Below are 23,624 nucleotides of genomic sequence, written 5' to 3'. Positions count from 1 at the left end.
TTCAAACTGATTAAACACTCTAGATTCCCCAGCCACCGCTCACGTGCAGATTGGCTCCCGTCACGTATCGAGCTTCGTCAGATAGGAAATAACGAACGGCTTGCACGGTATCCTCAACCTGCCCAATATATCCTGCCGGAATTTTCTTAGCCATACCATCCAGCTCTCCCGGTGGCGCGCTCCCGGAATCGATAAATCCCGGTGAAATCGCATTCACGGTGATGCCATCCGGGGCCAACATTTTCGCCAGGGTCCTGGTAAGAATGAGCACGCCGGCTTTAGCTATATAATGGGCGGTCACATGCGGTTGGGCTTCCATTTTGTCCGCGTTGGCCATGCTGAACGAAATGATGCGGCCAGATTTTCTGGCTTTCATCCCCGGCGCCACGGCCTTCGCGAGGTAAAAAATCGGGTGGAGATTATTTGTGAACATGTCCGACCATCCCTCAACAGTTTCCTCAAACAGTGAGATGCGATGGTAAGGCCCGGCCCCGTTAATGAGCGTATCAATCTTTCCCCAGGCACCTTCCACCTGCTGAACAAGCTGTGTTGCCGCAACAGGGTCGGAGACATCACATTGAATGGCCAACGCCTTTCCACCCCGTCCCTCGATGCCACGTTTGACTTCCTCAGCTTCCTGCTGACTGGTACGATAGCAAAGAGCCACCCTCCAACCTTTGTCCGCCAGGTCCAGCGCGATACCCCGTCCAATTCCTCTGGCCCCGCCGGTGATCAACGCCACACGGTCAATCATTTCTCATTTCTCCTGTGGTACTCGTGCCGACACTCCCGTCATTCAAAAAGAATGATTATTCCCTTATTCGCGGTTGGTCAATCGCTTGGCCAACTCCTGCAACACATTTTTGGTGCGAGAAGAAAACATCTGATTCTGCCGATCTTTCGAATCCCGGATACACATGTGAAGATCCTCCACCGTATCAAGATCACGAAGTTTCGGTAGGATTTTTAACGATAGGCCCAGCGTCTTTATCTTCTGCTCTGTAAGAGCATATACCTGCTCCGTGGACCACGGTATATTCTCAAACAGTTCCGGCACGTGAGTGCGCAGCCCGATTAAATAATACCCGCCATCCATGGTGGGGCCTAACACGACATCATGATCGTGAAGACTGTCTAGTGCCGTTATAAGAAGCGGACCATTTATGCCGGGAATGTCGGTTCCAATCACCACAACCGAACGATATGGGGAACCGAGCGCTTGTTTGAATGCTGATGCCATGCGAGTCCCCAGATCGTTCCCTATTTGATCCCAGACCGGAATTTTGAATCGAGCCTCCATGGCCCGAAAGAAGGGATGATGGGGAGAGGGCGTTCCGGCCAGGATGCGATCATAGCCCTTGAGCGATTGGCATCGCTCCAGGATATCTAAGACGAGACTGCCGTGGAGACTGGCTGCCTCATCAGGCGTGAGAGGCGGACATAGGCGTGTTTTGACTTGACCGGCAACCGGTGCCTTCGCAAAGACAATAATCGCCGACGTCGCAGGCGGGAGAGATCGACGTCTCCCACCCTGACTCTGGTGTGATGGACGTGATCGACGTACAGCTGGGTCGTTACCGGACGGTGTCATAATACTGCTGAAGACGACGCGGATCCCATCCTAGCCAATACCATGTGCGGAGCGTCCACATGCGCACGATTGTGCGGAGAGGGCCCTGCTGTTCCCACCGGCGAAACGAGGTAATGACCTTCGCTCGCAGAGACGCGATCCTGCCAGCTCGCTTCAACCGGCGGCTGAATTCAATATCTTCCATAAGAGGAATATTCGCAAAGCCCCCCAACTCTTTAAACACGGAACGTCGCACAAACATGGCTTGATCGCCAGTGAAGATCCCCGACCAGCGTGAGCGCAGATTCATGAGCCGGCTCACCATCCATGCATACCCAGTGTCCCGTGGAAATCGTACATCAAACCGCCCACCGACACACTGTGGATCATCCATGGCGTCTGCTATCAATTGCTTGGCATTGTCTGGCAATTGGGTGTCGGCATGCAAAAATACCAAAATTTCGGAGTTGGCCAAAGCTGCCCCGGCGTTCATTTGGGAAGCCCGCCCACATGGACCGGAAATGATCCGATTGCGGGAGTCGGATGTGAATTCCAGTATCTTTCTGGCCACATCCACCGTGCCATCCCGGCTTCCTCCATCTACCACAATAATTTCCTTGAACCCCAGTGGTATCAGGATGGGCAACAAAGCCGGCAAAGCCTTCTGTTCATTCAAGACCGGAATGATCACGGCGATGCCCATGGAAAACCTAATGGTTGAGGCGCAATAGGAAAGACTAAGAATTAAGAACGTTGGGCTACGAGCCGGCGGGTTTCTTGGGATTTTTGAACATAAAAAACACGACGACCCCGATCGTGCCCCAGTAAATCAGATACTTATGCCAAAATAACACTTCTCCAAAATGCATAAATGCCATCGCGCACAGCAGAGACACCGCCATAACCGTATAACGGACGGTAAGGTTGTCCACGGAGGAATAGGCCCACATGGCCATTCCTGAAAAGTAAATAATCATGGGGAAGATGCTGATTTCGGCACCGGTACTGGCGGACAGAAAAACCTGCAAAAACCCGATAAAGACCATGGCGGACCCCACCATACGCATGGCCACCTGCATCTGCAGGTTTTCTTGATCCTCCGGGTCTTCATCCCTAACTGGCGGACGGGGAGGCACTGGCTTGGGGGCAACAGGGTCGGTCGACTGAGGTTGTTCGGTTTCTGTACTCATAGTTACCACTTAAAATGTTTGCTGAGTGTGAGCCCCTGCTGGTAATAGGAAGACCCCAACGCCGATCCATATAACTGCGTGGGAATATCCCGCATCTTCTCGTAAACGACCTTAAAAAACGTCTGTCCGTCATGAATACGGAAAGGCACATCGTGAGGACGGACCTCCAAGACCACCTGGGTGCCTTTCCGGCTGCTGTTGGCATAGCCAAACCCGGGATCGAAAAACCCCGCATAATGGGTACGCAATTCCCCGCAGGCGGCTTCATACGCCACCATTTCCGATGAATAGCTAGGAGGAACCTGGATTCGTTCCTTGGAGGCCAGGATATAGAACTCTTCCGGCTCCAACAGCATGGTAGCGGTGGCATTGCGTTTTAGCGGTTCCCAAAAATCGGAGGCCGCATAATGGCCCACCAGACTGAGATCAATAACATGGCTGTTCTTTTTTGCCCGGTACCCCACAATCGACTCGGAATGGTCACTCGATCCTTGCAAATCGACACTTAAAAACAGACCGTTATTTACTCGAAGTTCCTTGGCCGATACGGCCAGATCCGTTTTTCCGGAATCTCCATTGTGATACAGCAACGGGGTCTTACGATGAACGGCTCGCAACCCTGAATCCGAGACCATGGGTTTGCCAGACATTAATCGTAATTGGTTGAGGGCCAATCCGGCCTGCACACGTATGGTAAACGACCGAGGCACAATTTCCAAAAATAACGGGCCTTCATACCCGGAGCGGATTTCATCAAAGCCCATATGGAGATCAGTCACCACGCGGGTAAAAATATCCAATCTCCCCGTGGAACTTTTTGGATTCGTTCGACCGCGGATATCTTTGGGCAGCTTCACCCGCTCCATCAAGGGCACGAGGTAGACATGGCCCTTTTCCAGAATTGCGCCATTGGTCAGATCCATATCGTACATCACCATATCGGACCGGTAGAGGTCCTCGATTGTAAACTGTGATTGCTGATCTGAGGGTTCTGGCAGAAAACTGCTCAAGAGACGGTAGGCCTTCGTTCCCAGCCGTAAATCGAGACTGGCCGGTTGAATTTGGCGGGAGGTGATGGGCACATCGGCCCGGATCACCTTTTGACGAACCAGGGCACGCAGGTGTTGAAAGGACAGAATGCCTGTCTTCTTAGCATCGACCATTAATAGTCATCCATGGCGCCGGCACCGCACATATCCTGGGATGCAGGGGCGCCTACCATGGGGAGCTCACGCCCGTTTCCCGATGCCGGCTGAGGATAATGATAGGTTTTATTTTCGTAATTTTTTAATACGGCCCCGTTTTCATCCAAATTCAATAAATAATCGTTAGGCAATAGCGGGATCTTTCCGCCACCTCCTGGCGCATCAATGACAAAGTGGGGAACGGCCATGCCACTCGTATGCCCCTGAAGAGATTGAATCATTTTCAACCCCGTTTCTACCGGCGTCCGGAAATGATTCGTCCCCTTGGTGAGATCGGCTTGATACAGGTAATAGGGTTTCACTCTGGCCAACAACAGTTGATGCATCAGCCGTTTCATGATTTCAGGGTCATCATTGACACCTTTCAGCAAAACGGTTTGAGCACCCAAGGGCACCCCGGCATCCGCCAATCGACCACAAGCCTCCTTGACCTCCGGCGTCAACTCATCCGGATGGTTGAAATGCAAATTCATATAAATTGGATGGAAGCGCTTCACGATCTCACACAATTCGGGAGTAATGCGTTGAGGGAGAGTTCCTGGCACGCGGGTCCCAAACCGAATCAATTCTAAATGCGGGATGGACCGAAGACCTTTCAGAATTCTCTCAATGAGACGATCAGGCAACAACAACGGGTCACCGCCGGACAGGATGACATCCCGTACTTCAGTATGCTCTTTAAGGTACGCCACCGCTCGATCCAGCTCACCCTTTTTGAGAAACCCCGGTTTCCCCACCAGTCGCTTTCTCGTGCAAAACCGACAATAGATTGGACATTGGTTGGTCACCATCAACAATACGCGATCAGGATACCGGTGAACCAAATGAGGAACCGGACTGTCCGTATCTTCTTCCAACGGATCGTCAGGGGCATCGATATCATCCAATTCGATGGCCTCCGGGACTACCTGCTTCCAGATCGCATCCCCTTTACTTTTAATCGTGGCCAGCACTGTCGGAGTAATTCGCATTGGATAGGGCCCCACGACGGCTTCCACCTCCTTGGGATCGACCCCCAGATACTTGGCTAAATCCTTGGGTTTGGTGATACTTGCGGCGAGGACCTTTTTCCAATCATCCATAGCTTAATGATTCCTTTCATCAAGGTTGCTGGAGGGTTGCTTGGTGGTTTCCCCGGAGGGATTCCCATGGTCTTCGTAGTCGTCCAGATATGCCAAGATATCGGATGTCTCCGTCAACACCGTTTCTCCATGAACCAACACCGGGACATAATTCTGTCCCGAGACTTCATACAATTTTTTCCGGAAAGGTCGTACATCAGGTACAACTTCATCTTCGTAGGGCAGGCCCAACTCAGCCAACCTCTCGCGGACGACTTGGCATTCCGGGCACCATTCTGTGTGATACAGTTTCATGCGGTTAAGAGTATCAGACATGTCAACCAGGGGTCTTCTCCGTGAGAGGAAAAATACATTAGGACCGAAAGAACCAGGCTTTCTAGGGTTCTGGGCCTTATGAGCTTAGGTGGCTAGCCATAATGGAACAGGGAGCCATGACCGCATCCCGCATTCCATGAATAATTTTTTTATCTTTGGGACACACCGTCGCCAGGACACCACCCAACTGGGCCTGTCCCTCATTCACGAAATAATACGGAGATAAGCGCGCCCGTCCTTCCATACTGACGACATCACCGGAATGGCTGTCATAATATTCAACCACAACCAGTCGCCCTTTGTGAAATATTTGAAGAATCGAAGGGCTCGTCTCAAATTGATCCAAAGCCTGGGACACCACGTCTTTCCATTGGACTTGCGACATATCATGCCCGATCGAAACGCCCCGGCTCCCCCAAGCCTGATCGGAAAATCCTGACACTTTGATGACATACTGACGTTCTTTTTGGGTAGCTTCTCCCAACCACTGCCAATCCGACACCGCACGATTTCCATGACGTAAGCCGGGAATCACGGCAGAAGGCGGAAGGGGTCTGGGATCCAAAATCCAGGTCCCGGGAATGATGGCACGAAGACAGTCATACGTGTCGGGTTTCAATTCGTGCTCCCAAAATTTCTCCAACATCGGATGGTGGAACAACGCTAAGGCCAGCTTTTCCTCCATCCAGGGCTTATACGGCGGGGTGACCACAACCCGGCCTTTTTTGGCACTGTAGGCAATCAATTCCCCTTTGGGAATATTTTTCAAATCGAATAATTCGTAGAACCGGTAAACCACAGAGAGAGGCTGCTCCTGTCCCTCATGGTGAATCAAAAGACCCTCTTCCGTAAATCGAATATCACGGGGATGCCCGCAATAGGCTTCCCAACCTTCCTGCCGGAGTTGGGTCACCACCCATTGCATTTCGGCGCGATAGGCCTCAGCTTCATCCGAGACGACAATGGCCACTCGAGGAGGCTGCCCGTGCAATGCCCCTCGTAACATATGGGAAAACCCTTGAACCAAGCCGTCGGACTGCGGCCACACAGGAAAACCCTGCTGTGCATACATCCGACTCAGGCTGCCGGTTAAGCCAATCCCTCCAGGGACGGAATCAAGTTCCGTCAGGGCCATGCCGGCGTTGGTGGGAATAATATCGGGTCGAATGACACCTGGAAGGTGATTTTTGAATCGATTCATCCGTGCAAGGGCCAGAAGATCCTCCGGCTTTCCAATATCCAAATATTCATGAACCCACGCAGGTTGCAGACCTTTCAGGCTTTCAAAATACAACCGGTTCAAGGCCTGGTAGAACCCCAGTAGATGCTGCCCTAAGGCTTCAAAAAATTTGGCCTCCTCGGTGGAAAGCGAAAAGGGTCCGCATGCCACCCGCCAATGATCATCTTGCCCGGTCACAAATAATCCGTCCCTGATCAGCCTGTCCCGAAAGAGAGGATAGGGGCTGTCAGATGTCGACGGACTCAATGGCAGAATAGGGCCGGACTGTTCTACGTGGGAAGAAATAACCGATCCTGGGTTAATCGTGGAAGACGGGTGAAACGGACCAAGGCACCCTCACGCCCTTCACTCGTCGATCACAAGCGGTTGGACCTGCACGAAATACTTCAATTCGCGCTTAACATGAAAAGAAAAGCTTGGACCTTGATGACGGCTCTTTTGCTAGAATAAGGATCGTAGCACGCTCTCTTGAAATCAGACAAGGCACGCACCCGAGTGGAATGGCGTGCCGAGTCGCCATGAAAGTTATACGCTTATGTCTCAGGCCATCCCCGTCATTCCTGGCCCACAGGTCGTTCCCTCCGCCGTCTGTTTTCGATGCGACGTGTGCTGTCGTTTTCCCGAACAAGACAGTATCCTCAGACCGTACTTTACTGAAGATGAAATTCGACAGGCCGTCACACACGGCATCTCTCCCTCTTCCTTTCCTGATCATCGGGGTAGTCAGATTGAAGTCGTCCGACATCCCAAGGATGAAGGATTTCTCTGCCCGGCATTTGATCCCGTCACACAACACTGTCGCATTTATGAGGTTCGTCCTCTAGATTGCCAATTGTATCCTTTCGCGCTTATGTGGAATGCCCCACACGAGAAGGTCGTGCTTGGTTGGGATACGTTATGCCCGTTTCTTCTCGAGCAAGCCGGGGAAGAAAGCCCTCTCAGGAGAGCTGGCCAAAAACCTTCAGCACTGACCCTTCCAAAGGCATTCCTGGAACAGGCCCAAAGAATTGCGAACTATCTGGAATCTGATCACGTTCTAGATTCTCTCGCCGTTCATCCTCGATTGGTGACTCCGTTTCAACCGGACGTCGTCGTGTTGCACACACTCGACCGCCTGACCGCAACTCTCCGATCCTCCAATACACACGACACGCGGTGACGGTCACGGACTCGCTCTTTTCCCCTAGATCCTTCATCCCGTATAACTATTTTTCATGCCCATTCATCTCAGTCCATTGACCATCAAGGATCAGGCCCGTCTCAACCAGGCCCTTGCCTCCACAGGTATCGGGGGGAAAACCCCCTTGAGCACCTGGTCATTTCCACCGCATTATATCTGGAAAGACCTGTTCACCTTTTCCTGGACGGACATTGACGGCTGGCTGTGCCTCTTCGCGGAGTATTCCGATGGGATATTCATGCCTCTTCCCCCCGTTGGGCCTTATTCTGCAATCGGACCCTCTTCCAGCAGCCCTCTCAAAGACGTGCTGAGTCAAGTGACTGCGTACATGGTGACCCGGAATCGTGGATCCAACGTTACGCGAATTGAAAACATTCCCGCTGATTTAAAAGAAGAAATTCAACAATGGGGTTACACCCTCCTACCAAAGGACTCCGATTACCTCTATCGCACTGCCGATCTCATCCAACTGAAAGGAAATCCCTACAAATCCCAACGCGCCGCGTGCAATCGCTTTATTCGGGGGCACCGCATCCGGATTGCCCCCTATCAGATCATCGATCGTGATGAGTGCTTCGCCCTTTTTCACCGTTGGATCCATCAAAAGGAAGAAATTCCTATTTCCCGAATAGGACCCAACGAGGATGTGGCTCGCCTGATGCTTCGTGATGCCGTCAATGCCCACCGAGTGACACTCCAGGAGTATCGTGAACTCGGTCTCACCGGGCGAATCGTCTGGGTGGATGGAGCTGTCAAAGCGTATACGTTCGGATTCCCACGCTCCCCGGAGGTGTTTTGCGTCTTGCTGGAGGTGGCAGATCGATCAGTCTACGGTTTAGCCCAATATCTTTTCCGTGAATTCTGTCGCGAGGTTCAGACATATCCATTGGTGAATACCATGGATGATTCAGGGTTACCGAGCTTAGCAAGGACAAAACTGGCCTATCATCCCTGTCAATTAGTGCCTAACTACATTGCCCAGCCCTCATGAGTGATCAATATCTCCCCCGGGAGAGGGTTGAACACCTCCACGGGTACCATGGCCGTCCCTCGGTCGTGCTCACGTTTCCACCTGTACACTCCGCTTGCCAACATGCGGTAACGTCTACCGGACGTCACAAGCAAAACTGCGGACTTCCCTTCGGCATGGTTCAGGGCGGGACTGAAGGGATGGTTTGAACTCTCCTTTTTTGCTCTCGTTAACTCCGCCATAAAATAATCATGAGAGGAACTGGTGAAAATTTTGAATTATTCAACAGTCTTCCATGAAGATGCATCGATCGCCCATGTAGGTTGTCCTCCCTGAAATGACACCCGTATAATACTCTCCTAGCCGTCCATGTGTTTCGCTGTTTCATTCTTAAATATGGATTAAATGTTATGAAGGGTCTTGAATTCGGCATTGAACAATTCCGGGTTACCGAGGAGCCGTTCTATCAAGAAGTGAACGGAGAAATCGATCTGTTCACCGTCGGTGCCAAAAACAAAATACCAGTGATGTTGAAAGGCCCTACTGGATGCGGGAAAACCCGGTTTGTCCAGCATATGGCTCATCGACTCAATCGGCCGCTGATTACCGTTGCGTGTCATGAAGATCTGACCGCCTCCGATTTGATCGGACGCTACCTGTTGAAGGGGGAGGAAACCGTATGGGTGGATGGCCCGCTCACCTTGGGAGTCAAGCATGGCGCCCTTGTCTATCTGGATGAAGTGGTCGAAGCCCGAAAAGATACCACCGTGCTGATCCATCCCTTGAGTGATGACCGACGATTTTTACCCATCGAGAAAAAAGGGCAGATGATTCAGGCCGTAGATGATTTTTTGCTGGTGATCTCTTATAACCCCGGATATCAAAGTGTCTTAAAAGAATTAAAGCAAAGCACCAAGCAGCGCTTCATGGCCATTGAGTTTGGTTATCCTCCCAAAGATATCGAGACCAGGATCGTGGAGCATGAAGCAAAGATTTCCAGGGACGTGGCCATCCGGTTAGTCAAATTGGGTGAAAAGGTACGAAATCTCCGGAACCATGGCCTGGAAGAAGGTGTCAGTACCCGACTGTTGATTTACGCAGGGACCTTGATGCAACAAGGCGTGGCCCCCGACCGGGCCTGCGATGCCGCCATTACCCGCCCGATCACCGACGATACCGATATGCAACGCAGCATTCAGGAACTCGTCAAGGCAATTTTCTAATCCGAATTGCCCAACAGACGACAATCCCCGCCTGCGGACAGGCCGTGACGCTCAAACAAGAAATATAGACGGCGTGTTCCAGGCTCTGGAGGTTTAAAAAAGACTCTTCTCGTTAGACCGGGAATTGGGTCTCTTTTTAACAAGAATCCAGAAACTTCCTCTCACCCTCCAAGACATCCAAAAATAAACAATACCAGGAGTCCGCTGTTTGTCGGTTTGAGAATGAGTATCCCTTTTATTTCCTGACCTGCCCCGGCTTGATTCGACCGGGTTCCCCTAAGATGCTACCGGCGTATGAGGTGAAATGGCCTTAAGGCCCTTTATTCAAGGTTACGATCAACCGATACGGTCAATGGATTACCGACACCAATCATCCTCAGATGACCTCAAGAGAATCAAAGATCACGGTATGAAGCCTAAAATGACCAACCACCCCATGTATACCCTGCTTCGAGACGGGAAAATCACCGAGTTCAATGCCCGGTTCAAGACCGGGGAGAAACCTGATCTGAGTAATTGCGATTTCCGGAATGTGGATCTGCGGGGCATTGAAGTGGCAGGGATGGATTTCCGGGGAAGTTATTTCCGGCAGGCCGATCTTCGAGGAATAGATCTTTCCCAATGCAATTTGGAAGGGGCCAGCATTCACGGCACCAAGATATCCGGCACGCTTTTTCCCAAAGAACTCAGTGCTCAGGAAATTCTTCTTTCGAACCAGCAGGGCACGCGTATGCGCTATGGCGTATAAAAGATCGTCCTTATTCTGATCCGCCTTTCACACAGCATCATTCCTTCTTTGACAGCATCCCACAAACGAAAAAGGCCTTCAGGGCTCTCTTTCCTCGCGCAGGCTCATTCGTTGACACCTTTCGCTCCTCAACTTACACTGCTTTTCCCAAGAATCGGGAAGGGCAGCCTCATGAATCAACCCCAGAACATTATTGCTATCGTCTATGACTTCGACCATACGTTGAGCCCGCATTACATGCAGGACCACACGATTCTGCGGCACGCCGAACTTGACCCGTCCACATTTTGGAAAAGCTGCACCGCTCTGATCGAAGCCCGGGATTATGATCAGGAGCTGGCCTATATGAAACGGATGCTGGAAGAACCCTGCATCCGGACGCTTTCCAATCAGGACCTCCGTGACATGGGCAATCAATTGTCCTTTTTCCCGGGTGTTCCCTCATTTTTTGAAGAACTCAATGGGATTTTAAAAAAACCCAAATATGAGGAAGTTCCCATCCGCTTGGAACACTATGTCGTCAGTTCCGGACTCAAGGCTATTTTGGAAGGAAGCGTGGTTGCCAGCCAGGTCCGCGCCATTTTCGGCTGTGAGTTCGACGAGGAGGACGGACACATCAGTTTCCCCAAACGCACCATCAGCCACACACAGAAAACCCAATTCCTGTTTCGGGTCAACAAAGGATTGACGGATTTAAAAGAAGATGTGAACGACCATATGCCAGAAGAAAGTCGCCGGGTGCCGTTTCGACAAATGATCTATGTAGGCGATGGACCGACAGACGTCCCCTGCTTTACCGTCATGAAGAAAAATGGCGGGTTCGCCTTGGCGGTCTATAATCCGGAAGATCAGACCCGTCGGTCATTTGAAAAATGCTATCAACTGACCTTCCACGCAGACCGGGTCCATTTCATGGCTCCCGCGGATTATCGGCCTGGCAGCCATCTCCGTCTCATTCTGGAAAAGCACATTGCCGAAGTTGCCGATAGAATTGTCGATAGTCGCCGGCAAGGGATTGAAGGTTCCCGGGTGCCTGCTCCTCTCCCGTAATTGTTCTTTGCGCTTTCCCATGATTCTTTTTCTCCGGTCATTTTTCTTGCCTGATTGCGCAACACTTGTGGGTCAAGTATTGTAAAATGATAGAGATATAAATGAATTAGATGGAGAAGGCCTTCCCACCAGGAGGTGGACCATGCACGTTATAGAAATTTTTTTTATGAAATTGTTTCGTAAGTCTGTCGGCGGTTCCTGCTTTTTTCGCACTGCGACGGTCCTTGTTTTTGTTGGCCTGTTCAGCAGCATCAGTTTGGCAGACGATCCGTTTGGCAGCTCAACCCTGGCACCCAACAAAAACGACATGCTCAAAAACATGGCGTTTGACCAGGTCAACTGGAAACGCCCGCAAGGTGTCTTTAGCTGGATTACCATGGCCCGTGGCTATGAGACCCCCTGGGATTCCCTTGGCCGGCCGGGGTGGATGACCACGGATGCCTATGTGCAACCCGTGGACCCGGGTGTTTCGGAATTTCCCTTAGACACGCAGCAGTTTTACATCGTCTTCGAAGCACAACCCTTAGACGCCCCTGGCCAATTCGCAGCTGCGTGGTTTCGAATGAAGGATGGGCAAGTGACGTCGAATACGCCCGTCGGAAAAGACGTGATCGAACTGGAAATGAATCAGCGATCCGGATACTTTCTAATTTCAAAGCCGGAAGAGGGATGGAAACCGGGGAAATATCAGATCAAGATATTTTATGGTTCTCCAGGCCAGGCGCTGCATGCCGTCAACGTTATCGGCACCATGGAATTTACGATCAAAGGGTAAACTCTAGATCATCAGAATGTTTCCACGTGGTCCGTGGGTATTCATTTGATAGGAAATACCTCCTCCCTCCGTTTGTAACAGACTCGTTTCCACACATACCCGCCCATGAGGATGGGGGATATAGCCTAATCCTCTTGCTGGCCTGTCGGTTTCGCACTACACAAATTTATAGAAGGGGGAGTGTTGAATAACAAGGATGTTCAAAAAAGTAAATTTGCCCAGGATTAGATTACTCATCAAAGGCTCCGGGTCGGTTCAAAAAAGTACGTCCAGCAAGGCCGCAAATGCCTGCCGTGTCCCAAAGGGCACAACTTTTGTTTTACGCGCGGAGCGTACGCGTAGTACGTGAGCACGGGAAAATGGCGAAAACGCCGCAGGCGGCTTTTTTCGACAGACCCAGAAGAATCAACGAGAGGGATTGGGTGCGGGGTCAGGAGAAAGCGGCTGGGAATCGGATGGACGGCGGGAACGGAGGATTTCTTCCAGCGTGAGAAGGGCATCACGGCCGGAATTGGTTTCAAAACCTTTCGATAGACTTGTGTCCGCATAGGTGTGACCCTGTTGCTGCGTGGCGCTCTGGCTCAAGCTGCCCGACCAGGGGCGGGGATCTTGCGACCCATGCTTGCGACCCCAAGCTGCCAGACAAGCCTTGGCGATGATCTTATTAAGCGGCGCCGGATTGTATAGCATCTTCTTGATATTCCAGGGCGTCAAGCTGAGCGGGTTGTAGCCCTTCGATAAATACCCTTCCGACAATAATCGTTGCTCCAAATCGGTATTGGGCTGGATTCCTAGGAAAAACATCAAGGGAAACACCCGGTCTTCTCCCAATATCGAGGCCACTATTTTGTACGACTCGATACTTTGGAGGAGCGTCTCTTCTGTTTCGTCCGGGGAATTCAAGGAATAATTGAGAATGACCCGCCCGTTGAATCCCGCTTCCTTTAGATACCGGCATCCGTCATACAAATGTTCAAGCTTGAAGCCCATATGCATGCTGTTCAAAACTTTTTGCGAGCCCGCCGTGATCGCGACCTCTAAATCTCCCACGCCGGATTGCACCATCAGCTTGGCCAACGTTGGATTAATCAGGGAGGTCCGGACGTATCCCGACCACTCAATATGTAATTGTTGAGAGATAATTCGTTCCAGGATTTCCGTACATTGGGGATATGCATCTTTGCCCGTGATGAACTGCGCGTCGGTAAACCAAAACCGTCTGGCTCCCCATTGATGGTAATACTGAGCAATGTCCTTCACCACGTTTTCCGCCGGGCGATAGCGCACCCGTTTGCCTTCAATATAGGGATAGAGACAAAAAGCACAATCATACGGGCAGCCGCGTTTGCTCTGCACGCCGATACACTCGCCGATATATTCACGGTATTGTGGAAAGATTGACGTGAGATAAGGAATATCCACGGAGAGCGCATCTAACAGGGCCGGCGTATTTTTGGTGCCCTTGGTAACTTTCCCCTGCTCTTTGATGATGAACCGTTCTTCACCCAGAGGCTCGCCGTTCAGAACTTTAAGAATCGCGTCCTCCCCTTCTCCCAGAATACCAATGATGCCTTCCGGCAATTTTTCAATAAGCTGATCCGCAAAGGCCGTGAACGCTCCGCCGCCGATCATCATTCCGATTGAGGGAAATTCCTTCTGAATTAACCAGGGATAGGAAAGATTATGCCGGATATCCGTGTAATAGCGGTACAGGTTTTGAAGGCCTTGGAAGGAGGCCACCACTCGCTTCAGGGGATTGCTCGCGTAATAAAAATTAAACGCATGCTCGAGCGAGGCATCCCCTTCATGCGGAGAAAAAATTTGGATATCCCGCCATGAGAAACACACTAATTGCGGCTGAAAAGCTTTGGTCACTTCCCGTAATTGTGCTTGACGTTGATCCGGAGGAAAAAGGGAGAGATCCAGAATCTGCTGACGCACATCCGGCCGGCGCCGGTGGATGAAGTCAGCCAGGTAGGTAATCCCGGTGGGATAGACCTTTTTACAGGGGAGAAAGACGTAAAGTACGGAGTTCATCGTGCTATTTCACCGCCACATGAATGGCAACAATTCCACCGGTCAGATTGTGATAGTCCACAGTCTGAAACCCGGCTTCCTTGAGTAATTGAGCGAGCCGGTTTTGATCTGGAAAATTCCGTATCGACGCCGGGAGATATTCATACACCCCCGTCCCATCACGGGCCACCTTGGTGCCGATCCATGGAAGCAAATGAAAGGAGTACCAGTCGTAAAGCTTGCGCAGGCCGGCTGAAACAGGACGGGAAAACTCCAAGCACACGAAGCGACCTCCGGGTTGCAAGACCCGGCAGATTTCGGAGAGCGCTTGGGAAAGATTGCCGACGTTGCGAATACAAAATCCGGCAGTCACCGTATCAAATGTGGCAGACGGAAAGGTGAGATGCTCGGCATTCATTTGCAAACAGGTAATACGGTTGGCCAATTTCTGGGACCGGACCTTATCCTGCCCCACACGCAACATGGCTAAATTTAAATCCGCCGCGATAATTTGGCTCGTATAGCGGAGATGTTGATCCACTAAAATCGCAAGGTCGCAGGTCCCCGCACCTAAATCTAAGGCTCGTGTCCCAGAGGTGCCAGGAATATAGGAAATCGCCTTGCGTTTCCAGGAATGGTGCAGACCAAAACTGAGAAGGGAATTATTCAGGTCATAAAATTTGGCAATGGCCGTGAACATTCGCTGGACCGCCTGCTCCCGAGCCGGACCTGTCCATGTGGAGGCCGCCTTGCCTGGAATTTCAATTTTATTCATGACAGGAACCACCTCAAGGACCTAGCACCCGATCTCAAGTTTTGTCAAGAATTTAACCCTTTAGGATACTGGAGTGAACAATCAAAACCTGCCAACACTGCGGAGAAAAACCGGAGAGGGAATTAAATAAATAGGGTGGTTTCCGCACCGGAGCAGGCAGAAATAATTGCAGGCAAGCCCATTACTTCATCGACCCCTTGAGTGACCGCCTTGGCATCGACTCCCATATACTCAAGTCCCGCACTACAGGCAATTAATTTGAACTGACCAACCTGACGGGCTTCCTCGAACATGTCAGAAATGAGCGGAACTTTGCGTTCACGGATCAATCGGGCCACTTCGGGGGCCTGGGCGGCATATTCCGGAGGAAAATCCAATTCATTTAACCGGCCTTCCGCCAGCTTTTTGATGGTCCAGAACAACAGCACCACCATCACGTCTTTCCCCATCGCGGAAGCCGTTAATCCCAGCGTGGCCACTTGATGGAGCTTATCGTAGGTCGCATTATGCGCATAAATGACGAATCGTGGCTTACCCCCCATGGCGCATCATTTCTCCACTTATGAAGGAAACCACTCCAGCTTGCGGATGTGGCTCAGCAGCCCCCAACTCACTACCAACGTTTGTGACTACCATAGTATTACCGTCTTGTGGGACGAATTAAAGGCTGTGGTTTGCGTCGAGTGAGGGTCCAACCCTCTTCCTCATATAACAAGCAGCATTTCATCCGTCCACACACCCCGATCCGATGACTATCCATGCCATTCATGGGTGCGTCAGCCCGACCGCGAGGATAGACGGGCTTAAAATCGGTTAAAAAGCTGGAGCAACAGAGCACCAATCCGCAGGTATCAACGCCACTCAGTCGAGCGGCTTCCTCCCGGCTTGAAATCTGGCGCATCTCAATCCGACATCCAAATCGCCTGGCCAGATCTTTGACCAGTTGGCGAAAATCAATCCGATCATCGGCCGTATAGGTGAAGGTGAGTGATCGCTGGGCAAATGAACCAAACACTTCCACTAACGTCATGCCGAGCCCCAATTCGGCAATCCGTTCCTGACAAAACTCTTCACCTTCCTGGGCCAAACGCAGTTGGCGCGCAATCTGGCGTTCATCTTCTTCAGTGGCTTTTCGAATAATCTGCCGCATCACCCGCATCGGCGGGGTAAACGGGAGGAATTGAGGAGGGAGGTAGACTTTGCCAAAGGTATGGTCGTTGTCTAAATCCAACAAGACCCAATCACCGACCTTCACGGTATGATCATCGGTCCGGGTTTTTTTCACCTCTCCCAGATCCCGTACTTTGACACCGACCACCGCAACTTCTTCTGTATATTCTGTTTGGTCGTCAGATTCCTGCACCATAAATCGTTGCCTCCCTTTGCTACCAAGGAATACTGTAGGCGTGAGGGTCAATCATACCGGACTTACTGGAAGAGGCCAAGCAGGAATCTGGTGGCTTAATTTGAGTACCATCACCCCTTTCCGACTCACACCGGCTATCGAGGTTTTCGCAGAAAGGGAGGAGGACCATGATCCAACTGGTATAAACCGATCGGTGTCAGTTGATTCTCCAGATGAGACACCAGTGTTTCCCCGTTGGGTCCGGCTCCAAACACATCAAAGGCCTGGCCGAAATGATAACGGCAGCCAAACGGTTCCAGTTCATGCCTAAGACTTTCAGGAGGATCCCAATTTGCGGTGAGCAAGGCCGTACGGGCCGGGTTTCGCCCACTGAACATAAATGATAAATGATCGGGATACCAATCCGCACCCCCTGTCGCATAGGAGACAAAGAGTTTGGCTTGAGCCGTTCGACACAACTCGGCTAAATAGGCATTGGTCAAAAAGCCGTTTTCTCCCACCTCCAACCAGGCTCCCGGCGGAGAAAGACAGGCATATGCCGCATAACTCCGGACTTCTTTGAGTTGTTGTTGCGAGGCAAAGACCAGGGGAATCGGACCATATTTTGACACGAGTTTGGCCATGACCTTGTCCTGCAAAGCCGAACGGCCATCATTGGTCGGCCCGCTATCGGCATGCACCAGCGTGTTCCGCCCCCGGTCCGCCACCAAATAACAATTTCGCGGAAGTTCCACATCACAGGGATCTTCACCGAAAAACGGCACGGATACTACCTGGGCGTCCCCTATACGCCAACTTTCCCCATGAGCCAACTCTCTGACCTGCGAAAAACCTAATTCTCTGAGAAGGGACAGATAATCAAAATGCAGCGCTTTCCGGTTGCGTCGACTCGGCACAAAGATCGGCACATCTTTAGGCAAATGGTACAAAGTACGGGGATCGACATGGTCATCATGGTCGTGGGTGAGAAAAATTCCAGCCGGGCGCGGAAGGAGGTTTGCCCACAGGGACGGGACCGGTGACTCCGCGAACCATGGCATGAGCCAGGGATCAAACCATAAAAAATTATCCTGGTGTCGATACATCAAAGCCGCATGGCCTAAATGCACCACATCCTGATCCCTCGTGACTTTACGCCAATGTGCCTCAAGTGAGTGTTTGGGAGCGATGGCCAGACAATCATGGTCTTTCAATAAGGTGAATAGCTGCGCCAATGGCCTTTCAAGATCTCGCCCGCCGGCCTGGGCCACCGCTTGAATCTCCCCCATCGTATGTCGGCCAGTGAAAAAACCAAGGAAATGTCCCACATTCGGCCCGATTGGCCGCTCAAAGCCGAAGGGGATCGCTTGCCGCGTGACGGAGTTAAAAATCCGCAACCCTCCATACGTCATCTTGGCCGAAGCTGTGGGATTTCTGGAATAGTCCCAGTAAAAGGTCCCATCGGATTTTCGTCCGCACTGAATATGCCGTTGTAGGGGAGGACGAGATTGCACCACTTCCGCATAGGCGTCCTCCAAACGACGGGATAATTGAGGGTCATCCACGGAAGCACGTTGGGCCATGATGTCGCTGATGGCGGTTTCGATACCGCTCATCATGATCTCATGCACCTGATGAAGACTACTGACGACTTCCGGTTCCACCCCGCCCAAAAACGGGAAAGGCCCTGGTGGTTCAGTACTCTCCAACTGAACCCAGACCCACGGGTTCAGTCCAACATGCTGCGTGGGATCAATGGTCGTCCAAGGATTCATGGCAAGATGATAGGGAGAGAGAACTGAGTCGTATCCTGCGAAAAGAAGGAACCACAAGGGTTCGACTTTGCTCTATCGCAATTGGATTGAGGGTTCAAACAACACCTGAATTGTATTCAAATCCGGATCCGAGAGATAAAACGAATAACTGCCGTCGCGATGTTGCTTCAGAGGTTTCACAATCGTGAGGCCCTGTGTTGTGGCTTCCGAAAATAGCGCCTCTACACTTGCCGGAGAATCCATCAAAAACCCCAAATGATCCAACGGGTGAACCCGGGAGAGGTTAAATTGACTCAACTCTTCAGAAGTCACTTGATGCAGTGCGAGATTATCATAGCCCGTACTGAGGTAGACATTCCCGGGATCTGGCTGCCACACAACCTTCATATCAAAAAGTCGTTCATAAAACCGCTGGGATGCCTGAACATCCCTGACCCGTAAGGCCAAATGTCGAAGCCCGAGGGTTTTTCGTTTTTCCTGCATCTCAATTCCGTCAATGGATGAAGAGTGAGACCATATCGCCCACGAATATTTTCGGAGAAAGGCATCATACCCAGGAGCCTGGGATGGAGCAAGTTGCCGAACGAACGTCAAAGAATCCCAAGGTCTGTTGAAAATCGCACCATTTCTGTATTTCTTTAGGATCCCGCCTTTCGACCCAACGGTTCACGATAAAAACAGGAGGAATAGTCTACGGCTCCTTCTGGCGACGCCAAAGCCGAGCCTGTGGAGTCTAAGTGTGGCTTCATGGTTCAACTTTCCCTCCGAAACCTTTGACCTAACATTCATGATCAAACGGAATTATGGTATTTTAGTAATCAAATCATTAAAAAATTGTGTGATTCCCAGAAAAAATTGGAGGAAAAAATGGTAGGAAGGATGTGGAATCGACGGGTAGGGTATGTTGGGATATGGACAGGCCTACTACTCATCGCTGCAGTTTCCAGCACGGTTAGCGCTTCTGAGACTCCGCAGGAAATTGTGGGAAAAGACGGCGCTCCGATGGTCTTGATTCCTGAGGGAGTCTTTCCCATGGGTGTGCCCAAGGCGGCCCGGGATGGAGGACTTGACGAACGGCCGAATCATGATGTGTTTGTGAGTAGTTTTTATATGGATAAGTATGAACTCACTAACGGGCGGTATCTTCAATTCGTGACTGAAACCGGTCATCGGACTCCCCAACATCCCACGGATCAAAAGAAAGGACTCTGGAAAGGAAATATGATGCCCGAGTCGGTCACCGACCTTCCCGTCATCAACGTGGACTGGAAGGATGCCGAAGCCTATTGCGATTGGGCCGGGAAACGCCTTCCTACCGAAGCCGAGTGGGAAAAAGCGGCAAAAGGACCCAACGACTGGCGATTTCCTTGGGGTGACGTCGAACCTACGCTGGAACATTTGAACTTTAATCAATCGTGGCGGGGAGAGGCCACGTTAACCCAGGTGGGTATTTATGAAAAAGGCAAAAGCCCCTATGGCATCTATGATGTGGCGGGTAATGTCTGGGAATGGGTGGCCGACTGGTACGAAGCAGATTATTATGCCAAAAGTCCTGCCCGGAATCCCCCAGGACCCGCAACCGGCCAATATAAAGTATTGCGGAGTTCAGGCTGGCAGGGGGAAACCCCACAGGTACGAATTTTTACGAGGATCAAAAGTCTTCCAACGGACCGCAATAATTCCACTGGATTTCGATGCGCCCAGGATGTGCCTGCTCCATCGGGCCAATAAATTTTTCACCCCCTCTGTAAGGTACCACCATGAGCGGTGAACAACTCAATGTCGGCTTCCAGGGACTCCGTGTGGGGGCTCTTGAAAGCCGGATGGCCCCGGAAATGGAACGGCTGATTATCCGGCACGGAGGCGTGCCTATGGTCGCGCCGTCAATGAGGGAGCTCCCACTATCGGACAATCCTCAGGCGCTGGAATGTGGCGATGCCTTGATGGCAGGTCAGGTCGACCTACTGGTCCTGCTCACCGGGGTAGGATTCCGGACTCTGCTGGATGTTGTACAAACCCGGCATACTCGTGAGGCGATCATTGCCGCTTTGCGAAACACGGTGCTCGTCGTCCGGGGTCCCAAGCCAGCCCTGGTATTAAAGGAGCTTGGACTTCAGCCGAACATTCTGGTCCCTGAACCCAACACATGGAAAGATACGCTCGTCGCTCTTGATGCATCCTACCCGGATGGGCTCCAGGGCTTACGGATCGCCGTGCAGGAATATGGGATCAGTAACCCGAAATTTCTGGAAGGCCTGAGGGTACGGGGAGCAAAAGTCCGGCCGGTACCGGTCTATCGTTGGACCTTACCCGAGGATCTGGCACCCCTGAAACATCTGCTTCAGGAAGTCATGGATGGGGTCATTCCTGTTTTGTTGATCACGAACGCCATTCAAGTGGAACATCTCGTTAAGGTGTTGGAAAAAGACGAGAAGATTAACCTTTTTAGAAAAGCGCTTCACCGTATGATGGTCGCCTCTATTGGCCATCTGGCAAGCGAACGGTTGCGTCACTACGGCTTCCCCGTCGACCTCGAACCTTCCCACCCCAAAATGGGAATTTTGGTCAAAGAGGCTTCCCAAGCCGCTCACACCATCCTGACCACGAAGAATCCCCCGCCAATGAGGGATAAACCCTCGCCCTGATCCTTGGCAAAGACACCTCGGACCTTCACTCTTCATCCCTTTATTCGTCTTAGGTGTATCGAGCGATCTGGTTATCCCAGGCCGATTATCTTCAGTGATTCCAATTAATTTTCAAATTCTTCCTTGTCTTTATGTACCCACTCCCTTTTGACCGACGCCTGCCGTCCGGTCCTTGGGTCGGACGCTCTCATGAACCGGCGGACTTTGTTTGAGCGCAGCGAGTTAGGCCGCCCTCCTATAGGCTCGCGTCCGTCCCACTTTAATGCGATCGGACGGGAAGTCACTGGTTTTGGGTCCTTTTGCCGAAACAAAAGGACCTCGGCTGCCGGGCCGAAACCCGGCAAATATCATGTTCTAGAGGCCACCTCACAATGTAAAGTGGTCCAAAAACATCCGTTAAGCGGTCAATTCTTGATAAAGAGCCCATCCCTCAGGCCAGTCCCCAAGACCACTTTCTGAATTGATGTGCCCTGCTGGCCCAATATTCACAAAACGACTGCCCCACCCCGACGCGCAAGACCGGGCAAACTCAAGACCCCCATACGGATCGTTGGAACTAGCCACCACGATGCTTGGAAATCCACACGAACCTAAAGGCAAGGGAGAAAATCCGATGGCCTCGGAGGGGAAACCGCTATCTTCTGGATTGGGTGGCGCTACCAGCAAGGCCCCTTTGATCTTGAGACTCGTACGCGCCGCCCAATGCGCGACGCAGAGACACCCCAAACTGTGCGCAACAAGCACGGGACTTTCACCGATTTTTGCCACGGCTTGCTCAAGAACATTCACCCACTCATGGCAAACAGGATTTTCCCAATCTCGTTGCTGCACACGAACAAACTCGGAGTTCGCAGACTCCCACAGCGTTTGCCAATGGATTTGGTCAGAGTTGCCGATACCAGGAAGGATGAGGGTAGGAACATTCACGTTATTAGATGGACACATGATGACTCGCTTAGGCCCTAATCCGACGGTCATCCTGAGACCACGGCGAAGGATCCGTGCCCTAGTGAGCGGCTAGGGTTCAGCGAGATCATTCGTGGAACTTGCCTTGAGTTTGCCGAAGGGCTCAGAATGAAATGGTCTCCTAGGATATAGGCTCTTCCTTGATCGTTCACAATTCAGCAGACAGTGTCTGATCGATGGTCAGCTTGCAGTGGGCTTAAGGTTTACTATGGGTGACCCTCGCACGGTGCTTTTAAAGGCATCGGGATCGAACGGGATGGCAGGGATGATCAACTTTTTTAGTTTAAAAATAACTCTTGCTCCGAAAGCGACCACTTCCTCTTGATTGCATCTCGAACAAATTCGGTAGTGCCAACAATCGTCTCGCCAAGCTGATTATTATTGGGATCATTGATCCATTTTAAAAATTCTTTCGAATCTCCCTTAGTGATTTTTCTGGCAAGAATTTCGATCTCATTTGGCAAAAGAGGGCGACTATGTTTCTTGCTCCAAATATGACCGATAACCGTGTTTCGGAATTCCCGAACCCCTCTTTTGTCCAATTCATTTCGTAGCGATTCACAGATCGGTCTTGCGTCCGGAGGGATGAGAACGTGATAGCGATCGTAGAATTCAATCCATTTCGCCAAAGTCACAAAGAGAAACGAGTCTGCCATTCTGTTGAATATCCGAAGCACCCGATCCGTAGCGCCTCCCTTAAAATTGGGTGTCTCAAAATACTCAAAGGCTCGGGTTGCACCGATTAAGTCGCCTCCAATGTCGTTCAGGATCCAGAATGCCTCGATAGCACGCTCTCTAGACTCTTCCACAAGTGTCACGCCTCCATGAATATCATCTGAATTTAGCCGAAAAGCATTCAAAATAGGATGCCTAATGGACTGGATGCTCACCTGCCAGGCACAGCACCCCAAGGCCAGATGGCTTCACAGGGTCATATTCTTCGAGACAACAAATACTAGCACAGTTGTTGCTTTTGATACGGCCTCTTAATGGGAATGATTCCCCACACCACGTCAACTCAACCCCTCTAACACTCTCTTTGACCACCAATGTGATTTGCTTTACCAAAGAATAAGGAATGAGACGTTTTGTCTGATGTCGGTAGGCCTCATTTTCAGGGAATCGTTCCAGCAAGAGGCGCTCTTCGTAGCGGAGTTTGAACGATAAGGTCATCACTAATCCCACTCATAACAGTATACGGTAGGGAAGGGGACTTCCCAGAGTCCAAGCCAGCGACACCAAAAAGACGCTGGTATAAATGGGATGCCTGATCCAACGGTAAGGGCCGAGGACAATGAGTTTCCCCTGGCCAGGAACTTCCCGAAACACCTTTTTCTGACACAGTCCCATGAACGGCAACCCCCAGAGGCCTACCACTCCGCCACCAGCAAGTATGGCTCGAAGGCTCCACTCTTGTGGCCACAGCGGTCCGGTTAAGGCGATCAACCCGATTAGGACAAATTGGATTCCGACCAGCGTCAGAGAAAGAGCTGAAGGCGATGCAGTCCCATTGTCTTGATTCATAAACAGCTTGTACAAGCTTCCAAAGCATTC

The 23,624-nt window shown here is 51.3% G+C and carries 25 protein-coding genes; 8 read left to right on the top strand and 17 right to left on the bottom strand.

The window, feature by feature from the left end:
- Window positions 1-19: 19 nt before the first annotated feature.
- From PQG83_RS15870 to PQG83_RS15835, 8 genes are all read right to left on the bottom strand, one after another.
- Window positions 20-754 (bottom strand): SDR family NAD(P)-dependent oxidoreductase, encoded by a 735-nt coding sequence (locus tag PQG83_RS15870; RefSeq protein WP_312743063.1) that lies wholly within the window; start codon window positions 752-754, stop codon window positions 20-22.
- A 63-nt stretch (window positions 755-817) separates the two neighbouring features.
- Entirely contained in the window at window positions 818-1,591 is a 774-nt protein-coding gene (locus PQG83_RS15865; protein ID WP_312743061.1) for a TIGR04282 family arsenosugar biosynthesis glycosyltransferase, read from the bottom strand.
- Window positions 1,575-2,273, bottom strand: coding sequence for a TIGR04283 family arsenosugar biosynthesis glycosyltransferase (locus PQG83_RS15860; RefSeq protein WP_312743059.1), 699 nt, complete (start codon window positions 2,271-2,273; stop codon window positions 1,575-1,577). Before PQG83_RS15860 ends, PQG83_RS15865 begins: the two co-directional genes overlap by 17 nt.
- A 55-nt stretch (window positions 2,274-2,328) precedes the next feature.
- Window positions 2,329-2,760 (bottom strand): hypothetical protein, encoded by a 432-nt coding sequence (locus PQG83_RS15855; protein ID WP_312645735.1) that lies wholly within the window; start codon window positions 2,758-2,760, stop codon window positions 2,329-2,331.
- A 2-nt stretch (window positions 2,761-2,762) separates the two neighbouring features.
- The gene (locus PQG83_RS15850; RefSeq protein ID WP_312743056.1) at window positions 2,763-3,923 is read right to left on the bottom strand and encodes a 2'-deoxycytidine 5'-triphosphate deaminase; all 1,161 of its coding nucleotides are present in this window, start codon (window positions 3,921-3,923) and stop codon (window positions 2,763-2,765) included.
- Entirely contained in the window at window positions 3,923-5,047 is a 1,125-nt protein-coding gene (locus PQG83_RS15845) for a KamA family radical SAM protein (protein WP_312743053.1), read from the bottom strand. Before PQG83_RS15845 ends, PQG83_RS15850 begins: the two co-directional genes overlap by 1 nt.
- A gap of 3 nt (window positions 5,048-5,050) precedes the next feature.
- Window positions 5,051-5,362 carry a glutathione S-transferase N-terminal domain-containing protein gene (locus PQG83_RS15840; protein WP_312743051.1) on the bottom strand — a complete coding sequence of 104 codons (312 nt, stop codon included), beginning with the start codon at window positions 5,360-5,362 and terminating at the stop codon, window positions 5,051-5,053.
- A gap of 76 nt (window positions 5,363-5,438) precedes the next feature.
- Entirely contained in the window at window positions 5,439-6,779 is a 1,341-nt protein-coding gene (locus tag PQG83_RS15835) for a hypothetical protein (RefSeq protein ID WP_312743048.1), read from the bottom strand.
- Window positions 6,780-7,137: 358 nt separating this feature from the next.
- Here PQG83_RS15835 and PQG83_RS15830 point away from each other — a divergent pair, with 358 nt between their 5' ends.
- The 6 genes from PQG83_RS15830 (at window position 7,138) to PQG83_RS15805 (ending at window position 12,548) form a co-directional block, all read left to right on the top strand.
- Window positions 7,138-7,761: a YkgJ family cysteine cluster protein gene (locus PQG83_RS15830; protein WP_312743045.1), complete on the top strand. Its 624-nt coding sequence runs from the start codon at window positions 7,138-7,140 to the stop codon at window positions 7,759-7,761.
- 55 nt (window positions 7,762-7,816) lie between these two features.
- Complete coding sequence (locus PQG83_RS15825) at window positions 7,817-8,773, top strand: DUF2156 domain-containing protein (protein ID WP_312743043.1); 957 nt, start codon at window positions 7,817-7,819, stop codon at window positions 8,771-8,773.
- A gap of 389 nt (window positions 8,774-9,162) precedes the next feature.
- Window positions 9,163-9,975 carry a CbbQ/NirQ/NorQ/GpvN family protein gene (locus PQG83_RS15820; RefSeq protein ID WP_312645722.1) on the top strand — a complete coding sequence of 271 codons (813 nt, stop codon included), beginning with the start codon at window positions 9,163-9,165 and terminating at the stop codon, window positions 9,973-9,975.
- 409 nt (window positions 9,976-10,384) lie between these two features.
- Window positions 10,385-10,723 (top strand): pentapeptide repeat-containing protein, encoded by a 339-nt coding sequence (locus PQG83_RS15815; RefSeq protein ID WP_312743041.1) that lies wholly within the window; start codon window positions 10,385-10,387, stop codon window positions 10,721-10,723.
- A 171-nt stretch (window positions 10,724-10,894) separates the two neighbouring features.
- A complete protein-coding gene (locus PQG83_RS15810; RefSeq protein ID WP_312743040.1) occupies window positions 10,895-11,773 on the top strand; it encodes an HAD family hydrolase in 879 nt (292 codons plus the stop codon).
- 166 nt (window positions 11,774-11,939) lie between these two features.
- The gene (locus PQG83_RS15805) at window positions 11,940-12,548 is read left to right on the top strand and encodes a hypothetical protein (RefSeq protein WP_312743037.1); all 609 of its coding nucleotides are present in this window, start codon (window positions 11,940-11,942) and stop codon (window positions 12,546-12,548) included.
- Window positions 12,549-12,953: 405 nt separating this feature from the next.
- On the opposite strand, the gene PQG83_RS15800 is transcribed toward PQG83_RS15805, so the two are convergent.
- The 6 genes from PQG83_RS15800 to PQG83_RS15775 all read right to left on the bottom strand — a co-directional run bounded on the left by PQG83_RS15800 (window position 12,954) and on the right by PQG83_RS15775 (window position 18,942).
- Window positions 12,954-14,585 (bottom strand): B12-binding domain-containing radical SAM protein, encoded by a 1,632-nt coding sequence (locus tag PQG83_RS15800; protein WP_312743034.1) that lies wholly within the window; start codon window positions 14,583-14,585, stop codon window positions 12,954-12,956.
- A 4-nt stretch (window positions 14,586-14,589) separates the two neighbouring features.
- Window positions 14,590-15,339, bottom strand: a complete 750-nt coding sequence (mpqE, locus tag PQG83_RS15795) for a methyl-plastoquinone biosynthesis methyltransferase MpqE (RefSeq protein WP_312743031.1) — start codon at window positions 15,337-15,339, stop codon at window positions 14,590-14,592.
- 122 nt (window positions 15,340-15,461) lie between these two features.
- Entirely contained in the window at window positions 15,462-15,881 is a 420-nt protein-coding gene (locus PQG83_RS15790; protein WP_312743029.1) for a hypothetical protein, read from the bottom strand.
- A gap of 98 nt (window positions 15,882-15,979) precedes the next feature.
- The gene (gene ricT / locus PQG83_RS15785; protein ID WP_312743027.1) at window positions 15,980-16,705 is read right to left on the bottom strand and encodes a regulatory iron-sulfur-containing complex subunit RicT; all 726 of its coding nucleotides are present in this window, start codon (window positions 16,703-16,705) and stop codon (window positions 15,980-15,982) included.
- A 134-nt stretch (window positions 16,706-16,839) separates the two neighbouring features.
- Window positions 16,840-18,459, bottom strand: a complete 1,620-nt coding sequence (locus PQG83_RS15780; protein ID WP_312743024.1) for an MBL fold metallo-hydrolase — start codon at window positions 18,457-18,459, stop codon at window positions 16,840-16,842.
- 72 nt (window positions 18,460-18,531) lie between these two features.
- A complete protein-coding gene (locus tag PQG83_RS15775) occupies window positions 18,532-18,942 on the bottom strand; it encodes a VOC family protein (protein WP_312743021.1) in 411 nt (136 codons plus the stop codon).
- 396 nt (window positions 18,943-19,338) lie between these two features.
- Here PQG83_RS15775 and PQG83_RS15770 point away from each other — a divergent pair, with 396 nt between their 5' ends.
- Together PQG83_RS15770 and PQG83_RS15765 are read left to right on the top strand one after the other, a co-directional pair.
- Entirely contained in the window at window positions 19,339-20,190 is an 852-nt protein-coding gene (locus PQG83_RS15770) for a formylglycine-generating enzyme family protein (protein WP_312743018.1), read from the top strand.
- A gap of 29 nt (window positions 20,191-20,219) precedes the next feature.
- Window positions 20,220-21,104 carry a uroporphyrinogen-III synthase gene (locus PQG83_RS15765; RefSeq protein WP_312743015.1) on the top strand — a complete coding sequence of 295 codons (885 nt, stop codon included), beginning with the start codon at window positions 20,220-20,222 and terminating at the stop codon, window positions 21,102-21,104.
- Between the two features lie 396 nt (window positions 21,105-21,500).
- Here PQG83_RS15765 and PQG83_RS15760 read toward each other — a convergent pair whose 3' ends face one another.
- From PQG83_RS15760 to PQG83_RS15750, 3 genes are all read right to left on the bottom strand, one after another.
- Window positions 21,501-22,049, bottom strand: a complete 549-nt coding sequence (locus PQG83_RS15760) for an RBBP9/YdeN family alpha/beta hydrolase (RefSeq protein WP_312743012.1) — start codon at window positions 22,047-22,049, stop codon at window positions 21,501-21,503.
- A gap of 299 nt (window positions 22,050-22,348) precedes the next feature.
- Complete coding sequence (locus PQG83_RS15755; RefSeq protein WP_312743009.1) at window positions 22,349-22,888, bottom strand: hypothetical protein; 540 nt, start codon at window positions 22,886-22,888, stop codon at window positions 22,349-22,351.
- Between the two features lie 367 nt (window positions 22,889-23,255).
- Window positions 23,256-23,594, bottom strand: a complete 339-nt coding sequence (locus PQG83_RS15750) for a hypothetical protein (RefSeq protein WP_312743006.1) — start codon at window positions 23,592-23,594, stop codon at window positions 23,256-23,258.
- Window positions 23,595-23,624: the final 30 nt, after the last annotated feature.

It is taken from the genome of Candidatus Nitrospira neomarina, assembly GCF_032051675.1.
GTDB lineage: Bacteria > Nitrospirota > Nitrospiria > Nitrospirales > UBA8639 > Nitrospira_E > Nitrospira_E neomarina.
This window is presented reverse-complemented; position numbering and strand designations above follow the sequence as displayed.